Consider the following 15927-nt stretch of genomic DNA (forward strand, 5'->3'; position numbering starts at 1 on the left):
TCCACATGGAGCTGACGGTCGGGCGCGTGGTCAAGGCGCACGGCGTCACCGGTGAGGTCGTCGTCGATGTCCGCACCGACGACCCGGAAGCGCGGTTTGCGCCGGGCGTCACCCTGCGCGCCCGACGATCCGGCGTCCCCGAGCGCGGCTACGTCGTCGAAACCGCCCGCAACCACGGCAACCGGCTGCTGGTGCGGCTGGCCGGGGTGGCCGACCGAACGGCCGCGGATGCGCTGCGCGGCAGCCTGTTCATCGTCGACTCCGGCGACCTGCCGCCGATCGAGGACCCCGACGAGTTCTACGACCACCAGCTGGAAGGTCTGCGGGTGCAGACGGGGTCCGGTGAGCGGATCGGTGTCGTGTCCGAGGTCCTGCACACCGCCGCCGGTGAACTACTCGCCGTGCGCCGCGACGACGCCGCCGAGCTGCTGGTGCCGTTCGTCAGCGCGATCGTGACGTCGGTGTCGTTGGAGGAGCAGCTGATCGAAATCGATCCTCCCGAGGGCCTGTTGGATCTGGGCTCGTGAAAATCGACATCATCACGATCTTTCCGGACTACCTCGACCCGCTGCGACAATCCTTGCCGGGCAAGGCGATCGAGTCAGGCAGGGTCGAGCTGGCCGTGCACGATCTGCGTGAGTGGACGCACGACGTGCACCGCTCGGTGGACGATGCTCCCTACGGCGGCGGGCCCGGAATGGTGATGAAGGCACCGATCTGGGGTGCGGCGCTCGACGACATCTGCACCGACGACACGCTGCTGGTGGTGCCCACCCCGGCCGGGAAGCTGTTCACCCAGGCCGAGGCTCAACAATGGACTGCCGAAACGCATCTGGTGTTCGCCTGCGGGCGTTACGAGGGGATCGACCAGCGGGTCATCGACGACGCCGCGCGGCGCATGCGGGTGGCGGAAGTATCCCTTGGCGACTATGTGTTGGCCGGGGGAGAGTCGGCAACACTGGTGATGGTCGAGGCGGTGGTGCGGCTGCTGCCGCAGGTGTTGGGCAATCCTGCGTCACACCATGATGATTCGCATTCGCCGGGCACCGACGGTCTGCTCGAGGGGCCGAGCTACACCCGGCCGCCGAGTTGGCGTGGCCTCGATGTTCCCGAGGTGCTGCTGTCCGGCGATCACGCGCGCATCGAGGACTGGCGACGGCAGGCCTCGTTGCAGCGCACCCGGGAACGCCGCCCCGACCTGCTGTAGCACCAGCGCCGAGTGTGAACACACGGCGAGATCAAGACGCAATATGCGCCCAGGATTCACACTCGGCGGCAAAAATCAGACGTGGCCGTCGGGGAACATCGTCTTGACCGCCTGGGTCACGGTCTGCCGCGCGGTGGCCTCGTTGGCGGTCTGCAGTGATTCGATCACCACGACGTAGCGCCGGTCGGCTCCGACCACGCCGGTGGACAGGTGCGACCAGTCGCTGCCGATACAGCACATCCAGCCCTGCTTGACGGCGACGGGTTCCGCGTACAGGCCGTCGGGGATACCGAACCGCTGCGGGTAGCCGTCGATCGCGATCGGGGTGGAATGGGCCAGATCGGCGATGATCATGTTGGCCCGCTCCGGGGGCAGCCCGCCGGCGCCGCTGAGCAGCATGTCGTAGTAGTGCACCAGGTCCGGGCCGGTGCTCATGGTGTTCCACCAGCGTCCGTCACTGCCTGGTCTGGTTCCCGCCAGGCCGTACCGGTTGGCAACCCGACTGATGATCGCGTCACCGCCGTTGCGGTTCCAGAATGTCTCGGCGGCGTTGTCGTCGGAGGACCGCAGCATGACGTCCAGTGCGGCACGGTCGCTCGCCGACAGCGCGCCGGAGTCCTTCATCAGCAGGTCGTCGGCGATGAACAGCTTGGCCACCGACGCGGTGGCGATGGAATGGCTCTCGGAGCCGTTGGTGACCAGCTCACCGGTAGCCCGGTCGAGCACGGCAACCGATATCTTGGCGCCCTGGGCGGCGGCATCGGTGGTGGCCTGCTGGATCCGCAGCGGAAGTCCGTCGAAGCTGCTGGCCAGCTGCTCGGCGGGACTTCCCGCGCCGTCGAACGAGTTGGCTACCGGGGTGACCACCGTGATCCAGTTCTCGGACTCGCCGGCGGGCGGTTCCCCGTGAACCTTGGCCACACAGCCGACAGCCAGCAGTGTTGCCACCGACGCTGTCGCCAGCACCACCCTCGACGGCCGCGCGCGCATGAGCCTCCTTGAGACGCGTAACGCCAACTTCCGGGCTCGCTGCAACCTCGCCCGCCGGGCATCAGAGTACCGGAGGCGGCACAGTGGCCCCGTCACATCCGCCACATGCGCGCCGGTCCCGCGGCCGAACGAGGCGGAGGTGTACTGCGATTTCATCACCTGCGTGCCATCTGGCACAATTGAGCAGTTGTCGGCCGATGCCAGGAGTGGCCCGGTCCGGCAAGATGCCCGAATCCATCGGCTCGGTGACGGCCCCACGCCCGCTCGTGGGACGCTGCCCGCAGTCGCGACTTGCAAGGAAGTGTCTCCGGATATGAACACGCTGGACTTCGTCGACAATGCGTCGCTGCGCGACGACATCCCGGCCTTCGGTCCCGGTGACACGGTGAACGTGCACGTCAAGGTCATCGAGGGCACCAAGGAGCGCATCCAGGTCTTCAAGGGTGTGGTGATCCGCCGGCAGGGCGGTGGCATCCGCGAGACCTTCACCGTGCGCAAGGAGAGCTACGGCGTGGGTGTCGAGCGGACCTTCCCGGTGCATTCGCCAAACATCGACCACATCGACGTCGCCGTTCGCGGTGACGTGCGCCGCGCCAAGCTGTACTACCTGCGTGAGCTGCGCGGCAAGAAGGCCAAGATCAAGGAGAAGCGCTGACCTCGCGGCGCGCCGGTGTGCGGCCGCGAACGGCTCGGGTCCTGCTGACTACCCTGAACGCGTGACCGACACCACCGACTCCTCGTCCGAGCAGCCCTCCGACGAGAGCCCGACGGCAACCGACGGTGGCGATACGACGGACCAATCCGCAGCGGAGACGGCCGACGTCGTAGCGAGCGACGACGAGGCCGACGAAGACAGCGAGCCCGACCAAAAGAAGGGCTCAGCGCTGCGCGAGGGCGCGATCCTGCTGACCACCGCGGTAGTGCTGTATTACCTGATGCTGACGTTCGTCGCGCGGCCCTACCTGATCCCGTCGGAGTCGATGGAACCCACCCTGCACGGGTGCCCGGGTTGCGTGGGTGACCGGATCATGGTGGACAAGGTCAGCTACCGGTTCTCTGCGCCGCAGCCCGGCGACGTCATCGTGTTCAAGGGCCCGCCGTCGTGGAATGTCACCTACCAGTCGATCCGGTCCCACAATGCGGTGCTGCGCACGGTCCAAAACGCGCTCTCGGTCATCGGCTTCGTGCCGCCTGACGAGAACGACTTGGTCAAACGTGTCATCGCGGTCGGTGGGCAGACCGTGCAATGCCGCGCCGAAACCGGATTGACCGTCGACGGCAAGCGGCTCTACGAGCCGTACCTGGATTCGGCCACCATGATGGCCGACCCCGCGGTGTACCCGTGCCTGGGTAGCGACTTCGGCCCGGTCAAGGTGCCCAAGGACCGGCTGTGGGTGATGGGCGACAACCGGACCCACTCGGCGGACTCCCGCGCACACTGCGCCAACACGCCGGACGGAATTCAGCACCGGGTGCTGTGCACCGGGGACCCGGTGACGGGCACCGTGCCGGTGGCCAACGTCATCGGCAAGGCCCGGTTCATCGCCTGGCCGCCGTCGCGCTGGGGTGGTGTCGACTCGGTGAACCCGCAGCAGGGTTCCTGACCATGGGTGCGACCTGGCCGCCGCGGCCGGTGATCCGCAAATCCTCCGGGTTGCGCACCCTGGAATCCGCCCTGTACCGCAGCGGGCTGGGGCCGGTGGCCGGAGTCGACGAGGTGGGGCGCGGCGCCTGCGCGGGACCGTTGGTGGTCGCGGCCTGTGTGCTCGGCCCGGGGAAGCTGGGCAGCCTGGCCTCCCTCGACGATTCCAAGAAGCTCACACCGGCGGCACGCGAGGAACTGTTTCCGCTGATCTGCCGGTATGCGGAGGCCTATCACGTGGTGTTCATCGACTCCGTCGAGGTGGACCGGCGCGGCGTGCACGCCGCCAATATCGAGGGGATGCGCCGGGCGGTGGCCGGGCTGCCGGTGCGCCCCGGCTACGTGCTGTCCGACGGGTTCCGGGTGCCGGGTCTGTCGGTTCCGTCGCTGCCGGTGCTCGGCGGCGACGCGTCGGCGGCGTGCATCGCGGCGGCCAGCGTTCTGGCCAAGGTCACCCGGGACCGGTTCATGGTGGCGTTGGACGCGGACCACCCCGGCTACGGTTTCGCCGAACACAAGGGCTACAGCACCGCGGCGCACACCGCGGCGCTGTCCGCGCTGGGGCCCTGTCGCCAACACCGCTTCTCCTTCGTCAACGTTCGCAGGGTGGGGCAGCGCACTGGACATGGGTAAGGAAAGATCGAGCACAATGGAGCCACTCGCTTCGTGTCGAGAAGAAGGACCGCTGAACAGATGAGTGCCGAAGATCTCGAGAAGTACGAAACCGAGATGGAGCTCTCGCTGTACCGCGAATACAAGGACATCGTGGGCCAGTTCAGCTACGTCGTGGAAACCGAGCGGCGGTTCTACCTGGCCAACAGCGTGGAGATGGTGCCCCGCAACGCCGACGGTGAGGTGTACTTCGAGCTGCGGTTGGCCGATGCCTGGGTGTGGGATATGTACCGGCCCGCCCGCTTCGTCAAGCAGGTGCGGGTGGTCACCTTCAAAGACGTCAACATCGAAGAGGTCGAGAAGCCCGAACTGCGGCTGCCCGAGTAACCGCTGCACCGGCAACTCATTCCGCACTACCGGTGGGCTGGTGGCGGGTGCTGATTTAGGCTTACGCCATGACCGATCAGGACCGTGCCGTCGTTCGCCGCGAAATCACCATCGCCCTGCTCAAAGCATTGGAACGCCGCCACGAGGTGCTCGACGCGATCGTGGACGCCGACGACCGGTCGGCTGCGATCGAGACCATCGCAGACCTGCTCGGCATCTCGCGGGTGGGTTGCGAGGCCGTGATGGGCATGTCGTTCGACCAACTCACCGAGGACTCGCGGGCCCGGATTGCCGCCGAGTTGGAGGACCTGAACAACCAGCTGACGTTCACCAGCGCGGAGCGCCCGGCCAGCCTGGGTGACACGCTGAGTCTGCGGGTGTTCGCCGGCGCATCCGACCGCGACATCTTCGAGGTGCGCACCGCCGAGGTGGGTGCCCGCGGTGACGGCTCCGGGGAGCCCGCCGGCGACCTCGACGACGAGATCCGCGCGGCGATGGAACGGGTGAACGACGAGGACGCCGCCTGGTTCGTCGCCGTCGATGGCAGCGAGAAGGTGGGCATGGTGTTCGGCGAACTGGCCCACCACGAGGTGAAGGTGCGGATCTGGATTCATCCCGAACACCGGGGGAAGGGCTACGGCACCGCCGCGCTCGGTAAGGCCCGCTCGGAGATGGCGGTCTACTTTCCGGGGACCCCGCTGGTCATTCGCGCACCCGCGGCGAAGGCCTAGGAGTACACGTCTAGCCTCACCCGGCCGCCGGCGAACGCGGTATCACGCTGGGACGGCGCAACCTTGCCGCGGCGTTGCTGACGCCACGTCCGGCCAGCGTCCCCAGCAGGGCCTCACCGACGACTCCTTGTCCGGGCACGGTTTCCAGTGCCGCCGGAACGACAGTGGCGGCGGGCGCGGGCGCGGCGCTTGCCGCCGGGGTGGCCGTGGCCGCCCATGATTGCGGCACCGACAACGTGCCGACCAGACTGGCCCGCCCGACCGCTGCCGACGCGGCCGGAGCAGGGATGCTCGACGGGCCGGCCGGGGCGGCGGCCAGGAACGGGCCGATGCCCTGGGCGTCGTCGCGGATGGCGTTGACGGCCAGCGCATGGTTCGTGGTCTGCATCGATGCCCCGGAGAACGAGGAACTCGTGGTGGATGCCGCCGCGCTGGTGATCGACGGGATCTGCAGCAGGTAGGTCATCAGCGACGCCGGATCGGCTGCCGCGGGGGCGGCCGCGGTCAGCGGTGCGGCAATACCCGCGGCTCCACCGGAGATCGTTTGTGGCGGGTCCTGGAACGGCATCATCGTCGATGCGCTGGCCGACGCGCCGGCGTAGCCGTACATGGCGGTGACGTCCTGCGCCCACATCCGCTCGTATTCGGCTTCGGTGAGTGCGATCGCCGGGCTGTTCTGGCCGAAGAAGTTGCCGGCGATCAGCGCGGCAACCTGTGCCCGATTCGCCGAGATCAGCGGAGGGGGCACCACCGCCGCGAACGCGGTCTGGTAGGCAGCGGCGGCGGTCTTGGCCTGCGCGGCGGTCTCCTCGGCGTGTGCGGCGGTGTTGTGCATCCACGTCAGATAGGGCGTGATCGCGTTGGTCATCGACCGCGACGACGGACCTTGCCATCCGTCGGTGGCGAGCGCGGCGATGACCGCACCGTAGGCGGCGGCCGAGGAGTGCAGCTCGGTCGCCAGCTGATCCCAGGCGGTCGCTGCGGCCAGCATCGGCCCGGTTCCGGGGCCGGTGTAGAGCCTGGATGAGGTGATTTCCGGGGGGAGAACTGCAAAGTCCATGCGCTTCATCCTTTTCGGTTGGCGGCCATGATCAGCCGGCGGCGGGGGAGCGGACGATCACGGGTTTGCTTTTGGCGCGGGGGGCGTCGTATCCGTCGCGCGACAGTGTCCCCAACACCGATTGGCTGAAGACACTCCCGGGCACCGGCGGTGTGTCCGCGCCGGCGGCCGGGGTGATCGCCGCGGATGCGGTTGGCGATGCCGGTTGCGCGGGCACGATCTCGGGGGCGGCCCACCCCGGTGGGGCCGACAACAACCCGACCGGGGCGGCTCGGCCCATACTTGCCGACACGCTCGGCGCCGCAGCAACGCTCGACACCAGGCGTTGACCGAGTTCGCCGGCGGGAACCGACGCCTCCTGTGCGGCCTGAAATGCCAGCCGCGAGTTGAGGATGAAGATCCCGCGCCCGGACGTCGCGGCGTTGCCGAATGAGAGGACGGTGTTGACTTCGTTGGGGACGCGTTCCAAGTAGTCCACCCACGTCGGCGATACGGTGGGCGCGGCCAACGGCTGCGGCGCAGCACCCGGTTGAGTGCCCGCCGCCTTGGCGGCGGCGTGGGCCACGACGCCGGATTGAGCGGCCAACCCGTTCGGGTTGGTGGTCTGCGGCGGTTCGGTGAACGGGTTCAGCCGGCTGGCCGACGCCGCGGCTGCCGCGTACCCGTCCATAGCGCCGGCGTCCTGGATCCACATCTCGCTGTAGTGCATTTCGGTCGCAGCGATCGCTGGAGCGTTCTGACCGAAGAAGTTGGTCGCGATCAACGCCAGCAGCAGGCTGCGGTTGGCGGTGACCACGGGTGGCGGCACCGTCATCACCAACGCCACCTCGTAGGCGGCGGCAGCGGCCTTGGCCTGGGCAGCGGTCTGCTCAGCGGACGCGGCGGTACTGTGCAGCCAGGTCACATAGGGCGCGGCGGCGTTGGCCATCGACAACGCCGCGGGCCCCAGCCAACCGTCCCCGGTCAACTCCGACAGCACGGATCCGTATCCGCATGCGGCAGCGGTCAGTTCGGCCGCCAAGGCGGCCCATGCTGTCGCGGCGGCCAGCATCGGACCCGAGCCCGGGCCCGAATATATTCGCGCCGAGTTGATCTCCGGCGGCAACGTTGCGTAATCCACCGACCGACGTCGCTTAGCCCGCGGCCACCGCGTTGGCGGCTTCAGTGGTCGCGTAGCTGGCGCCGCTGGCGCCCAGCGCTGTCACGAACAGCTGGTGAATCGCCTCGGCGTGAGCGGCGACCTGCTGGTAGAGCTGTGCGTGAGTCGCGAACTGTGCCGCGGTCAGCGCCGAAACCGAGTCGGCCGCGGCCGGAATGATTCCGGTGGTGGGAGCGGCGGCCGCGGCGTTCTGGGTGCTGATGGTTGAGCCGATCGTAGCCAAGCTGTCGGCTGCAGCGGTCAGCGCTTCCGGCTGGGCGGTGACAAAGGACATCGTGCTACCTCCTCGAAAGGTGTTGGTATGGAACGTGAATACGTCGCTTTACGCCGGCATCTGCCGGCCGGGGCTGCCAACGAGGTGGTCCGCGAGCTGGATCTGGAGGGTCGGTGCGCAGGACTGGGTTCGACTGCTGTTTGTTGCCGACCATTTCGCACCGCCTTCTACCGCGAGTCGCTCACAGGTAGAAGCTATTAGCCGGGTGCGGCGGTTAAAGGCGAGCTTCATCGCCTACCAGGATGTTACACGATGACGCCGCGAGTTCAACAGTTTGCTGATGTTCGACGTCGAGGTCGATCGCTTCCGCGTGCAGCGGTGACGGTCCTATGGTGGTGGGGTGGCCGGTGGTGGACATCGATGAACGACGACTGTTTGAAACTCAGCGTCTATTTCGACGAGCGTCAGCGCACCGGCGGCCGCTTCCTGGCCGACGTGATGCTCGACCTCTACGGGTCGCGGCGCATCGCGTCGAGCATCGTCTTGCGTGGGATCGGCGGCTTCGGCCCCCGCCATCACCTGCGCAGCGACCAGTCGTTGAGCCTGTCCGAGGACCCGCCCGTGGCGGTCATCGCGGTGGACACCAGGTCGGCAATCGAAGCCTTGCTCGAGCCGTTCTACGCCATCGACAAACGTGCGCTGACGACCTTGGAGCGTGCCCGCCTGGTGCGCGGCGAGATCGGTCGCATCGAGTTTGCCGACGAACTGAACGAGGCGATCAAGCTCGCGATCTACGTCGGCCGAAAGGAGCAGATCGGTGGTGCACCAGCCTATCTCGCGCTGTGCGACCTGATGCACCAGCGCCGGCTCGCCGGGGTATCGGTGTTTCTGGGTGTCGACGGGACTTCCCACGGGCAGCGTCGCCGCGCTCGCTTCTTCCACAGCAACACCGATGTACCGTTGATGATCATCGCCGTCGGCAGCGGCGCCCGGATCGCCGGGTTACTGCCTGAACTCGAGCGGCTGTTGCGCCAGCCGCTGATCACTTTGGAACGAGTCCGGGTCTGCAAGCGCGACGGTGAACGATTCGAACGTCCACACGCTCTGCCCGGAACCGACGAGCACGGCCTTCCGCTGTGGCAGAAGCTGATGGTCTACACCGACGAATCAGCGCGCCACGACGGCCTGCCGATCCATCGGGCCCTGGTACAGCGACTGCGGCAGCGGGAAACCTCCCACGGCGCAACCGTGTTACGCGGGATATGGGGGTTTCACGGCGGCCACGCGCCGCACGGCGACAAACTGTTCCAGCTGTCGCGCGGCGTCCCCGTTGTCACCATCGTCGTCGACACCCCGGAAAACATCGCCGGCTGCTTCGACGTGGTCGATGAACTCACCGCTGATCAGGGTCTGGTGACCAGCGAGATGGTGCCGGCGCTGGTGTCAGTCGACGGCGACCTGCGCGACGGGGGACCGCGCATGGCCCACTACCGCTACTGATGCCCGGCCGCCGCGCACTCTCGCCGGCAGTACCGCCATCGGGGCGCTTATCGGGGTGCCGCTGGGGGCGGTCGTCGCGTTCAGCGTGGCCGCGGTGCCGCTGCTGTGGATTGTGCTGCGGTCAATCCGTGGTCAAGCGGCGACAGCGGGTCAGGGCTGAGTGGGCGCGCCGGCCCGCAAGGTGAGGGCCAGGTGGCGCAGCATCGCAACGAAGGTGATGGCCCACACCGTCAGCGCGATCCACGACTCGCTCCGGCCGATGTGCTCGACGATGGGCAGATGGTCGGCGTGCCCCAGGTACTGTCCGCCCACCCCGTACATCCCCAGCGGGAACACCACACTCCACAGGGTCGCCTCATAGCGCAGTGGGACATGCCGGATCGCGTGTTTCCAGATGCCGGCGGCGATCAGCGGCGGGATGAGCCAGGTGCCGAACGCCCAGAACACCACCGACGTGCCCGCGATCAGACCGCGGGTGACGTCGACCATCGGTGCGTCGGCCATCTCGACGATGCGGGCACCGGCGACGACGGTGATCGCGGTGGCCCCCATCGCCACCCAGTACGGCGGGGTGAGGTCCTCGGGGCTCAGCGGGTAGAGCAGCAGTCGAGCGGCGACGAACCCGCCGGCCGCCGCATACAGAAACACGCCTACGGACCAGGAGAACACCGCCAGTACGGCAAGCTCGCGGCGATCGCCCTCCAACACCGGCTCCAGCGTGGCCGCCAGCACCGCAACCGATTGGCTGGCGACGACCCAGATGAACCAGGTGCCGTTCGCACTTTCCAGCGGTGGCGAGTCCGGTCGTCGCGCGCGGTGCAGTACGGCGGTCCAGGGCACCACGTAGCCCAGCCCCAGCCATGCTGCGCCGCCGATGGCGAGCAGGGTGACGGCCAGGCCGTAGTGCCCGTCGACGGCGAGCCGGGCCCCGACCACTTCAGTGGCGGCAACGAAGGTGAAGAGGCCGAACCCGCGGCGGGCGTCTGCCAAGTCGCCGGCGATATCGGCGCGGAAAGCGATCAGCCGCACCCCGTTGAGGCCGACCAGCACCAGGTAGGCGATGCAGGCGATCACCATCAGCACAGTGGACAGCACGTACACGTGCTGGATATACATCGCGATCGATACGATGCCGGTCCCCATCACCAGAGCGAAATAACCCGGGTTCAGGGTGCGCACCGCATCGCGGATCGCGTCCGAGCGTTGCGCGAACCGTGCGCTCTCAGCAGCCGTCATCGATCCTCTTCCAGGTGTGTCCAGGCCGGATAGCCTGGACCGTAGGGTATAGCCCTCGGCCGGTTAAGGATGCAGGACAGTAGACCGCAGCGTGCCGAATCGGAGTGCCTGCGTGCTGTGGATGAAATCCCGACTGGGGATAAATCGGCTTCACCGTGCCGTTTTCGGGTTCGTCCGCGCCGACTCCGTCGTTGCTTTCCAGCACCCTGACGGCATGGCAACGTGGACACGCACCGAACTGGGCGCATTGGGGGAGCAGCTGGCCGTTGAGCACCTCACCGGGCGCGGGCTGCAGATTCTGGCACGCAACTGGCGCTGCCCGCGCGGTGAGCTGGATGTGATCGCCGTCGAGCCTGTCACCGACACGCTGGTGTTCGTGGAAGTCAAGACCCGCACCGGTGACGGCTTCGGTGGTCTGGAGGAGGCGGTGACACCGCGGAAGGTGCGCCGGCTGCGCCTGCTGGCCTTGCTGTGGCTTGCCGGCCAGGACCGGCATTGGACAGCAATCCGGATCGACGTGGTTCGGGTGCGGATTCGATGGTCCGCCGTGCCGGATGCCGCGGGCTGCCCGCAGATCAGCCACCTGGAAGGGATTGGCTGATGGCGTTGGGGCGGGCGTTCTCGGTTGCCGTGCGCGGGCTGGACGGCGCGATCGTGGAAATCGAGGCCGACATCACCTCCGGCCTGCCGGGCGTGCACCTGGTGGGTTTGCCCGACGCCGCGTTGCAGGAGTCTCGCGATCGCGTGCGCGCTGCGATCACCAACTGCGGCAACAGCTGGCCGATGTCGCGGCTGACGTTGGCCTTGTCGCCGGCGACCCTGCCCAAGATGGGGTCGGTCTACGACATCGCGCTGGCGGCGGCGGTCCTTTCGGCGAGTCGCAACGGGGCCTGGCACCGGCTGGCCAAGACGGTGTTACTGGGGGAGCTGGCGCTCGACGGACGAGTCCGGCCGGTGCGCGGGGTGTTGCCGGCGGTATTGGCTGCCAAAGAGGAGGGGTGGCCGACCGTCGTGGTCCCGACAGCCAACCTCGCCGAAGCCAGCCTGGTCGACGGCATCGAAGTCTGTGGGGTGCGCAGTCTGCGGCAACTTCAGGCCTGGCTAGAAGGGGTGGCGCAACTGGAGGGCCGGGTCGACGCCGCACCTACGGTGGCAGAACCGACGGCCGATCTGGTGGATGTGGTCGGACAGACACACGCCCGATTCGCTGTCGAGGTGGCGGCGGCCGGAGCGCATCACCTGATGTTGACCGGTCCGCCCGGAGTGGGGAAAACCATGCTGGCCCAACGTCTTCCAGGTTTACTTCCAACGCTGTCCGACGACGAGTCGCTGGAAGTCACCGCGATCCATTCGGTGGCGGGCATGCTGTCGGACACCACGCCGCTGATCACCCGGCCACCGTTTATCGCCCCGCACCACAGTTCCACGGTGGCCGCGCTCGTCGGCGGCGGGTCCGGCATGGCCCGGCCGGGCGCGGTGAGTCGGGCCCACCGCGGGGTGCTGTTCCTTGACGAGTGCGCCGAGATCGGGGTCAGCGTTTTGGAAGCACTACGAACACCGTTGGAGGATGGCGAGATCCGGCTGGCCCGACGCGACGGCGTGGCCCGTTATCCGGCCCGGTTCCAGCTGGTGTTGGCCGCCAACCCGTGCCCCTGTGCACCGGCCAAACCCGCGGATTGCATGTGCAAGCCGATGGAGAAACGACGCTACCTGGGGCGGCTATCGGGTCCGCTGCTGGACCGGGTCGACCTGCGGGTCGACATGCAACCGGTGCGTACCGACGCGCTCGCCCCCACCGCCGCCGAGACCACCGCGCAGGTGCGCGACCGGGTGGCTCGAGCTCGCGTCGGCGCGGCTGAACGGTGGGCACCCTATGGCTGTCGGACCAACGCCGAGGTCAGCGGCCCACTACTGCGACGCGACTTCCGGCTGAGCACCACGGCGATGGAACCGTTGCGAACCGCATTGGACCGCGGACTGCTGTCCATCAGAGGCGTCGATCGCTGCCTGCGAGTCGCATGGACAATTTCCGACCTGGCCGGCCGGGCTTCACCCGGGCGTGACGACGTTGCGGTCGCGCTGAGTTTCCGTCAGTCCGGGGCGTCCCGATGAACGACCACCAGACCGCATTGCAGGCGTGGGCGTATCTGTCCCGGGTCGCCGAGCCGCCCTGCCCCGAACTGGCCGCGCTGGTCGCCCGGGTGGGTGCGGTGCGGGCCGCTGAGCGGATTCGAAGCGGCCAGGTCGATGCCGAACTCGCCCAGCGCACCGAGGCCAGACGTGGGATCGACCGGGCGGCAGAAGATCTCGCATGGCTGGCCCGCTGCGGTGGTCGCCTGCTGACCCCGGATGATGACGAGTGGCCTGCGCTGGCGTTCACCGCGTTCACCGGCCCCGACGTCCGGAACAAGCCGCAATGCCGACCGCCGCTGGTGTTGTGGGCGCGGGGGCCGTTGCGGCTCGACCAGGTGGCACAGCGCGCCGCCGCGATCGTGGGCACCCGGGCCGCCACCGGCTACGGCGAACAGATGTCCGCCGACCTGGCTGCCGGCCTGACCGAGCGCGACGTCGCCGTCGTGTCAGGTGGTGCCTTCGGCATCGACGGCGCGGCGCATCGCGCGACGCTGGCCTGCGACGGCCTGACCATCGCGGTCCTGGCCAACGGTCTCGACATTGCCTATCCGGCAGGACATTCGTCGCTGTTGCACCGTATCGGTCAGCACGGGCTGCTGGTCAGCGAATACCCGCCCGGGTTGCGGCCGTACCGGCACCGGTTCTTGACCCGTAACCGGTTGGTCGCCGCGCTGTCCGGTGCCACGGTCGTGGTGGAAGCCGGGGTGCGCAGCGGTGCCGCCAACACCGCGGCGTGGGCGCGGATGCTGGGCCGGGTGGTGGGTGCGGTGCCGGGCCCGGTGACCAGCGGGGCGTCCGCCGGTTGCCACGCGCTGCTGCGCGGCGGGGCGGAACTGATCACCCGGGCCGACGAGGTGGTGGAATTGGTCGGCCGGGTAGGCGAATTGGCTCCCGAACTGCCGCGGCCCAGTTCACCGCTGGACGGGATCAGCGACACCGAGCGGTGTGTCTACGAGGCGCTACCCGCGCGGCGGGCCAGCACCGTCGAACAGATCGCGGTGGCCGCCGGACTGATACCCGAACAGGTGCTGGGACCGCTGGCGATGCTGGAGTTGGCTGGACTGGTCGAGCGTCGCGACGGTGGCTGGCGCATCCTGCGTGGTCGCGCGACCTGAGTGGCTCTCACCACCGGTGCCGCACATCCTCGGCCCACCCGAGGATGTCGTCGAACACGACGGTCTGTTCAACGGTGGCCAACGTCCCCGACCAGTGGCCGAAGCACTGGTCGGCACGCGAGGACAGCACCCCGAGGTTGACGTTCGCGGCCTTGTCGTAGAACGGCGTGAACAATGCGTCGAGTCCGCCCCCGCGGACCCGCCACGGACGCATCCAGTTGCCCGGGATGTAGTCCCAGCTCAGCGTTTCGTGAATCTTGTGCAGCCGCCCGTCCACGATCAGCCCGTTCTCGGTCTGCCCGGTCCCGTCGGTCCACCGGCCGCCGACCTGCACGCCGACGGTGTGACCGTTCGACACACCCGAGCCCGCACCCCAGTTCCACCGCGTGCGATACGGCCAACGGCCGCGGCCGTGATCGCGCACCGCCCAGGATTGTCCTTCGGCAAGCACATGGCTGGTGCCGTCGATCGTGAGCGTGCCCGACGCCGGCAACGCGACATCCTTGACGGTGTATTGGAAGCGTGTCGCGTCCCACGGCACCACCATGGCCAGGCATTCGTGCCCCGGCGGGCGGGTTGCGGTGATGTCGAACGACACCCCGGGAATGCGTGCTCGCAGATGCACCGAGCTCGCCGCGGTAGCGGGCTCGGTCGGATCGATGTCGATCTGAAGGCGTCTGGTCCTGACGCGACACGGCGCGGCGTCCATCCGCGGGGGCAGCTGCACCTTCCACGCGGGCAGCACCACCGACGCGCCGCGGTGTGACCGCGCGGTGCAGCGATCGAAGACCCACACCTCGTGGATGGCCGCGTAGTCGATCGAGGCCACGGTGAGCGCGAGGATGTGCGTCGGGGTGGTGACATTCCAGTACTCCCAGCGCTTGGTGCGTCCCCACGCCCGTCCGGGCGAACGGCCGAGGCCGCTGGTGTCCACGAGTGGCCGCCGCGCCCACCCGACCGCGTCGGGATTCAGGCGCCCGTCCGGACCGGTCAGCGACACCGGGCCGGTCAATTCGCGCGCCATCACCGGCTCCACGATGTCCCGACGACTGTCGCCACCGCCCGAGCTTATGCACCTACTCGTATAGTCGGCTCGTGGCAGGTCGACCCGTACATACCTTCGCAGTGGTCCGTACCGAGCAACTCGCCCCGCACATGGTGCGGGTGGTACTCGGGGGTGCCGGGTTCGACACCTTCGTCCCCAGCGGGTTCACCGACTCCTACGTCAAGATCGTGTTCGTCGCCCCCGATGTCGACGCCGGTACGCTGCCGCAGCCGCTGACCCAGGACAGTTTCGCCGAGCATCAGCCCGTCGTTCGCACCCTGACGGTGCGCCGCTGCGATTCGGTGGCCGGGGAGGTCAGCATCGACGTGGTGACGCACGGTGACGTCGGGACGGCCGGTCGGTGGGCGGCCGGTGCGCAGCCCGGACAACCCGTCTACGTGATGGGTCCGTCCGGCGCCTACGCACCCGACCCCAGTGCCGACTGGCATCTGCTGGCCGGCGACGAGAGTGCGCTCCCGGCGATCTCGGTGGCACTGGAAGCCTTGCCGGTCAACGCGATCGGTCAGGTGTTCATCGAGATCGCCCGGCCCGGGCACGAGATCGAGTTGACGCGGCCACCGGGTGTGCAGCTGAACTGGATCCACCGGGGCGGGCGGGCCGATCTGGTCGCCGACGACCACGCCGGGGACCACGCCCCGCTGATCCGAGCCGTCACCGCCGCACCGTGGCTACCCGGGCAGGTGCAGGTTTTCATCCACGGCGAGGCGCAGACGGTGATGCACAACCTGCGGCCCTACATCCGCAAGGTTCGTGGCGTCGACGCCAAATGGGCGTCCATCTCCGGGTACTGGCGCCGCGGACGCACCGAGGAAACCTTCCGGCAGTGGAAGAGACAACTCGCCGAAGCAGAAGCCGCAACCAACGGAGGGTGACGC

18 protein-coding genes and 1 riboswitch are annotated in these 15927 nt (G+C 68.3%); of the genes, 12 read left to right on the plus strand and 6 right to left on the minus strand.

Translation table 11 applies throughout. From position 1 onward, the window contains the following. The first annotated feature begins 5 nt into the window (after window positions 1-5). A complete protein-coding gene (gene rimM, locus AC5Y36_RS09130; protein WP_500040559.1) occupies window positions 6-527 on the plus strand; it encodes a ribosome maturation factor RimM in 522 nt (173 codons plus the stop codon). Next, complete coding sequence (gene trmD / locus AC5Y36_RS09135) at window positions 524-1207, plus strand: tRNA (guanosine(37)-N1)-methyltransferase TrmD (protein ID WP_500040560.1); 684 nt, start codon at window positions 524-526, stop codon at window positions 1205-1207. Before rimM ends, trmD begins: the two co-directional genes overlap by 4 nt. Window positions 1208-1282: 75 nt before the next feature. On the opposite strand, the gene AC5Y36_RS09140 is transcribed toward trmD, so the two are convergent. After that, window positions 1283-2197 (minus strand): serine hydrolase, encoded by a 915-nt coding sequence (locus tag AC5Y36_RS09140; protein WP_500040561.1) that lies wholly within the window; start codon window positions 2195-2197, stop codon window positions 1283-1285. A gap of 313 nt (window positions 2198-2510) precedes the next feature. Between AC5Y36_RS09140 and rplS the strand changes: the two genes are divergently transcribed. The 5 genes from rplS (at window position 2511) to AC5Y36_RS09165 (ending at window position 5569) form a co-directional block, all read left to right on the plus strand. Next, complete coding sequence (rplS, locus tag AC5Y36_RS09145) at window positions 2511-2852, plus strand: 50S ribosomal protein L19 (protein WP_500040562.1); 342 nt, start codon at window positions 2511-2513, stop codon at window positions 2850-2852. 61 nt (window positions 2853-2913) lie between these two features. Then, complete coding sequence (gene lepB / locus AC5Y36_RS09150; RefSeq protein WP_500040563.1) at window positions 2914-3801, plus strand: signal peptidase I; 888 nt, start codon at window positions 2914-2916, stop codon at window positions 3799-3801. A 2-nt stretch (window positions 3802-3803) separates the two neighbouring features. Continuing rightward, window positions 3804-4472, plus strand: a complete 669-nt coding sequence (locus AC5Y36_RS09155) for a ribonuclease HII (RefSeq protein ID WP_500040564.1) — start codon at window positions 3804-3806, stop codon at window positions 4470-4472. Window positions 4473-4532: 60 nt separating this feature from the next. Further along, window positions 4533-4838: a DUF2469 domain-containing protein gene (locus tag AC5Y36_RS09160; RefSeq protein WP_012393608.1), complete on the plus strand. Its 306-nt coding sequence runs from the start codon at window positions 4533-4535 to the stop codon at window positions 4836-4838. Window positions 4839-4906: 68 nt separating this feature from the next. Beyond that, entirely contained in the window at window positions 4907-5569 is a 663-nt protein-coding gene (locus AC5Y36_RS09165) for a GNAT family N-acetyltransferase (protein WP_500040565.1), read from the plus strand. A gap of 16 nt (window positions 5570-5585) precedes the next feature. On the opposite strand, the gene AC5Y36_RS09170 is transcribed toward AC5Y36_RS09165, so the two are convergent. The 3 genes from AC5Y36_RS09170 to AC5Y36_RS09180 are packed head-to-tail and all read right to left on the minus strand — an operon-like array spanning window position 5586 to window position 8062. Continuing rightward, window positions 5586-6629, minus strand: coding sequence for a PPE family protein (locus AC5Y36_RS09170; protein ID WP_500040566.1), 1044 nt, complete (start codon window positions 6627-6629; stop codon window positions 5586-5588). A gap of 31 nt (window positions 6630-6660) precedes the next feature. After that, window positions 6661-7749: a PPE family protein gene (locus AC5Y36_RS09175; protein ID WP_500040567.1), complete on the minus strand. Its 1089-nt coding sequence runs from the start codon at window positions 7747-7749 to the stop codon at window positions 6661-6663. Window positions 7750-7762: 13 nt separating this feature from the next. After that, the gene (locus AC5Y36_RS09180; RefSeq protein ID WP_500040568.1) at window positions 7763-8062 is read right to left on the minus strand and encodes a PE family protein; all 300 of its coding nucleotides are present in this window, start codon (window positions 8060-8062) and stop codon (window positions 7763-7765) included. Between the two features lie 181 nt (window positions 8063-8243). Beyond that, window positions 8244-8306, minus strand: a riboswitch (Fluoride riboswitch). 116 nt (window positions 8307-8422) lie between these two features. Here AC5Y36_RS09180 and AC5Y36_RS09185 point away from each other — a divergent pair. After that, window positions 8423-9502, plus strand: coding sequence for a DUF190 domain-containing protein (locus AC5Y36_RS09185; protein ID WP_500040569.1), 1080 nt, complete (start codon window positions 8423-8425; stop codon window positions 9500-9502). A 150-nt stretch (window positions 9503-9652) separates the two neighbouring features. Here the strand turns inward: AC5Y36_RS09185 and AC5Y36_RS09190 are convergent, their stop codons facing one another. Beyond that, the gene (locus AC5Y36_RS09190) at window positions 9653-10738 is read right to left on the minus strand and encodes a tellurite resistance/C4-dicarboxylate transporter family protein (RefSeq protein WP_500040570.1); all 1086 of its coding nucleotides are present in this window, start codon (window positions 10736-10738) and stop codon (window positions 9653-9655) included. 214 nt (window positions 10739-10952) lie between these two features. Between AC5Y36_RS09190 and AC5Y36_RS09195 the strand changes: the two genes are divergently transcribed. Genes AC5Y36_RS09195 through dprA form a run of 3 tightly spaced genes read left to right on the plus strand, consistent with a single transcriptional unit; the run spans window position 10953 to window position 13986 of the window. Then, complete coding sequence (locus AC5Y36_RS09195) at window positions 10953-11339, plus strand: YraN family protein (RefSeq protein ID WP_500040571.1); 387 nt, start codon at window positions 10953-10955, stop codon at window positions 11337-11339. Next, on the plus strand, window positions 11339-12850 hold the full coding sequence (locus tag AC5Y36_RS09200) for a YifB family Mg chelatase-like AAA ATPase (protein WP_500040572.1): 1512 nt from the start codon (window positions 11339-11341) through the stop codon (window positions 12848-12850). Before AC5Y36_RS09195 ends, AC5Y36_RS09200 begins: the two co-directional genes overlap by 1 nt. After that, window positions 12847-13986, plus strand: coding sequence for a DNA-processing protein DprA (dprA, locus tag AC5Y36_RS09205; protein ID WP_500040573.1), 1140 nt, complete (start codon window positions 12847-12849; stop codon window positions 13984-13986). The genes AC5Y36_RS09200 and dprA overlap by 4 nt, the downstream gene beginning before the upstream one ends. A 7-nt stretch (window positions 13987-13993) precedes the next feature. On the opposite strand, the gene AC5Y36_RS09210 is transcribed toward dprA, so the two are convergent. Continuing rightward, window positions 13994-15010: a DUF2804 domain-containing protein gene (locus tag AC5Y36_RS09210; RefSeq protein ID WP_500040574.1), complete on the minus strand. Its 1017-nt coding sequence runs from the start codon at window positions 15008-15010 to the stop codon at window positions 13994-13996. A 71-nt stretch (window positions 15011-15081) separates the two neighbouring features. On the opposite strand from AC5Y36_RS09210, the gene AC5Y36_RS09215 reads away from it, so the two are divergent. Beyond that, a complete protein-coding gene (locus AC5Y36_RS09215; protein ID WP_500040575.1) occupies window positions 15082-15924 on the plus strand; it encodes a siderophore-interacting protein in 843 nt (280 codons plus the stop codon). Window positions 15925-15927: the final 3 nt, after the last annotated feature.

This window comes from Mycobacterium sp. NGS50 (assembly GCF_059812545.1).

What these genes read in the sequence shown, in the direction of transcription:
- rimM (WP_500040559.1), top strand. Translation starts at nt 6, where the DNA reads ATGGAGCTGACGGTCGGGCGCGTGGTCAAGGCGCACGGCGTCACCGGT.
- AC5Y36_RS09140 (WP_500040561.1), bottom strand. Translation starts at nt 2,197, where the DNA reads ATGCGCGCGCGGCCGTCGAGGGTGGTGCTGGCGACAGCGTCGGTGGCA.
- rplS (WP_500040562.1), top strand. Translation starts at nt 2,511, where the DNA reads ATGAACACGCTGGACTTCGTCGACAATGCGTCGCTGCGCGACGACATC.
- AC5Y36_RS09155 (WP_500040564.1), top strand. Translation starts at nt 3,804, where the DNA reads ATGGGTGCGACCTGGCCGCCGCGGCCGGTGATCCGCAAATCCTCCGGG.
- AC5Y36_RS09160 (WP_012393608.1), top strand. Translation starts at nt 4,533, where the DNA reads ATGAGTGCCGAAGATCTCGAGAAGTACGAAACCGAGATGGAGCTCTCG.
- AC5Y36_RS09165 (WP_500040565.1), top strand. Translation starts at nt 4,907, where the DNA reads ATGACCGATCAGGACCGTGCCGTCGTTCGCCGCGAAATCACCATCGCC.
- AC5Y36_RS09170 (WP_500040566.1), bottom strand. Translation starts at nt 6,629, where the DNA reads ATGGACTTTGCAGTTCTCCCCCCGGAAATCACCTCATCCAGGCTCTAC.
- AC5Y36_RS09180 (WP_500040568.1), bottom strand. Translation starts at nt 8,062, where the DNA reads ATGTCCTTTGTCACCGCCCAGCCGGAAGCGCTGACCGCTGCAGCCGAC.
- AC5Y36_RS09185 (WP_500040569.1), top strand. Translation starts at nt 8,423, where the DNA reads ATGAACGACGACTGTTTGAAACTCAGCGTCTATTTCGACGAGCGTCAG.
- AC5Y36_RS09190 (WP_500040570.1), bottom strand. Translation starts at nt 10,738, where the DNA reads ATGACGGCTGCTGAGAGCGCACGGTTCGCGCAACGCTCGGACGCGATC.
- AC5Y36_RS09195 (WP_500040571.1), top strand. Translation starts at nt 10,953, where the DNA reads ATGGCAACGTGGACACGCACCGAACTGGGCGCATTGGGGGAGCAGCTG.
- AC5Y36_RS09200 (WP_500040572.1), top strand. Translation starts at nt 11,339, where the DNA reads ATGGCGTTGGGGCGGGCGTTCTCGGTTGCCGTGCGCGGGCTGGACGGC.
- dprA (WP_500040573.1), top strand. Translation starts at nt 12,847, where the DNA reads ATGAACGACCACCAGACCGCATTGCAGGCGTGGGCGTATCTGTCCCGG.
- AC5Y36_RS09210 (WP_500040574.1), bottom strand. Translation starts at nt 15,010, where the DNA reads ATGGCGCGCGAATTGACCGGCCCGGTGTCGCTGACCGGTCCGGACGGG.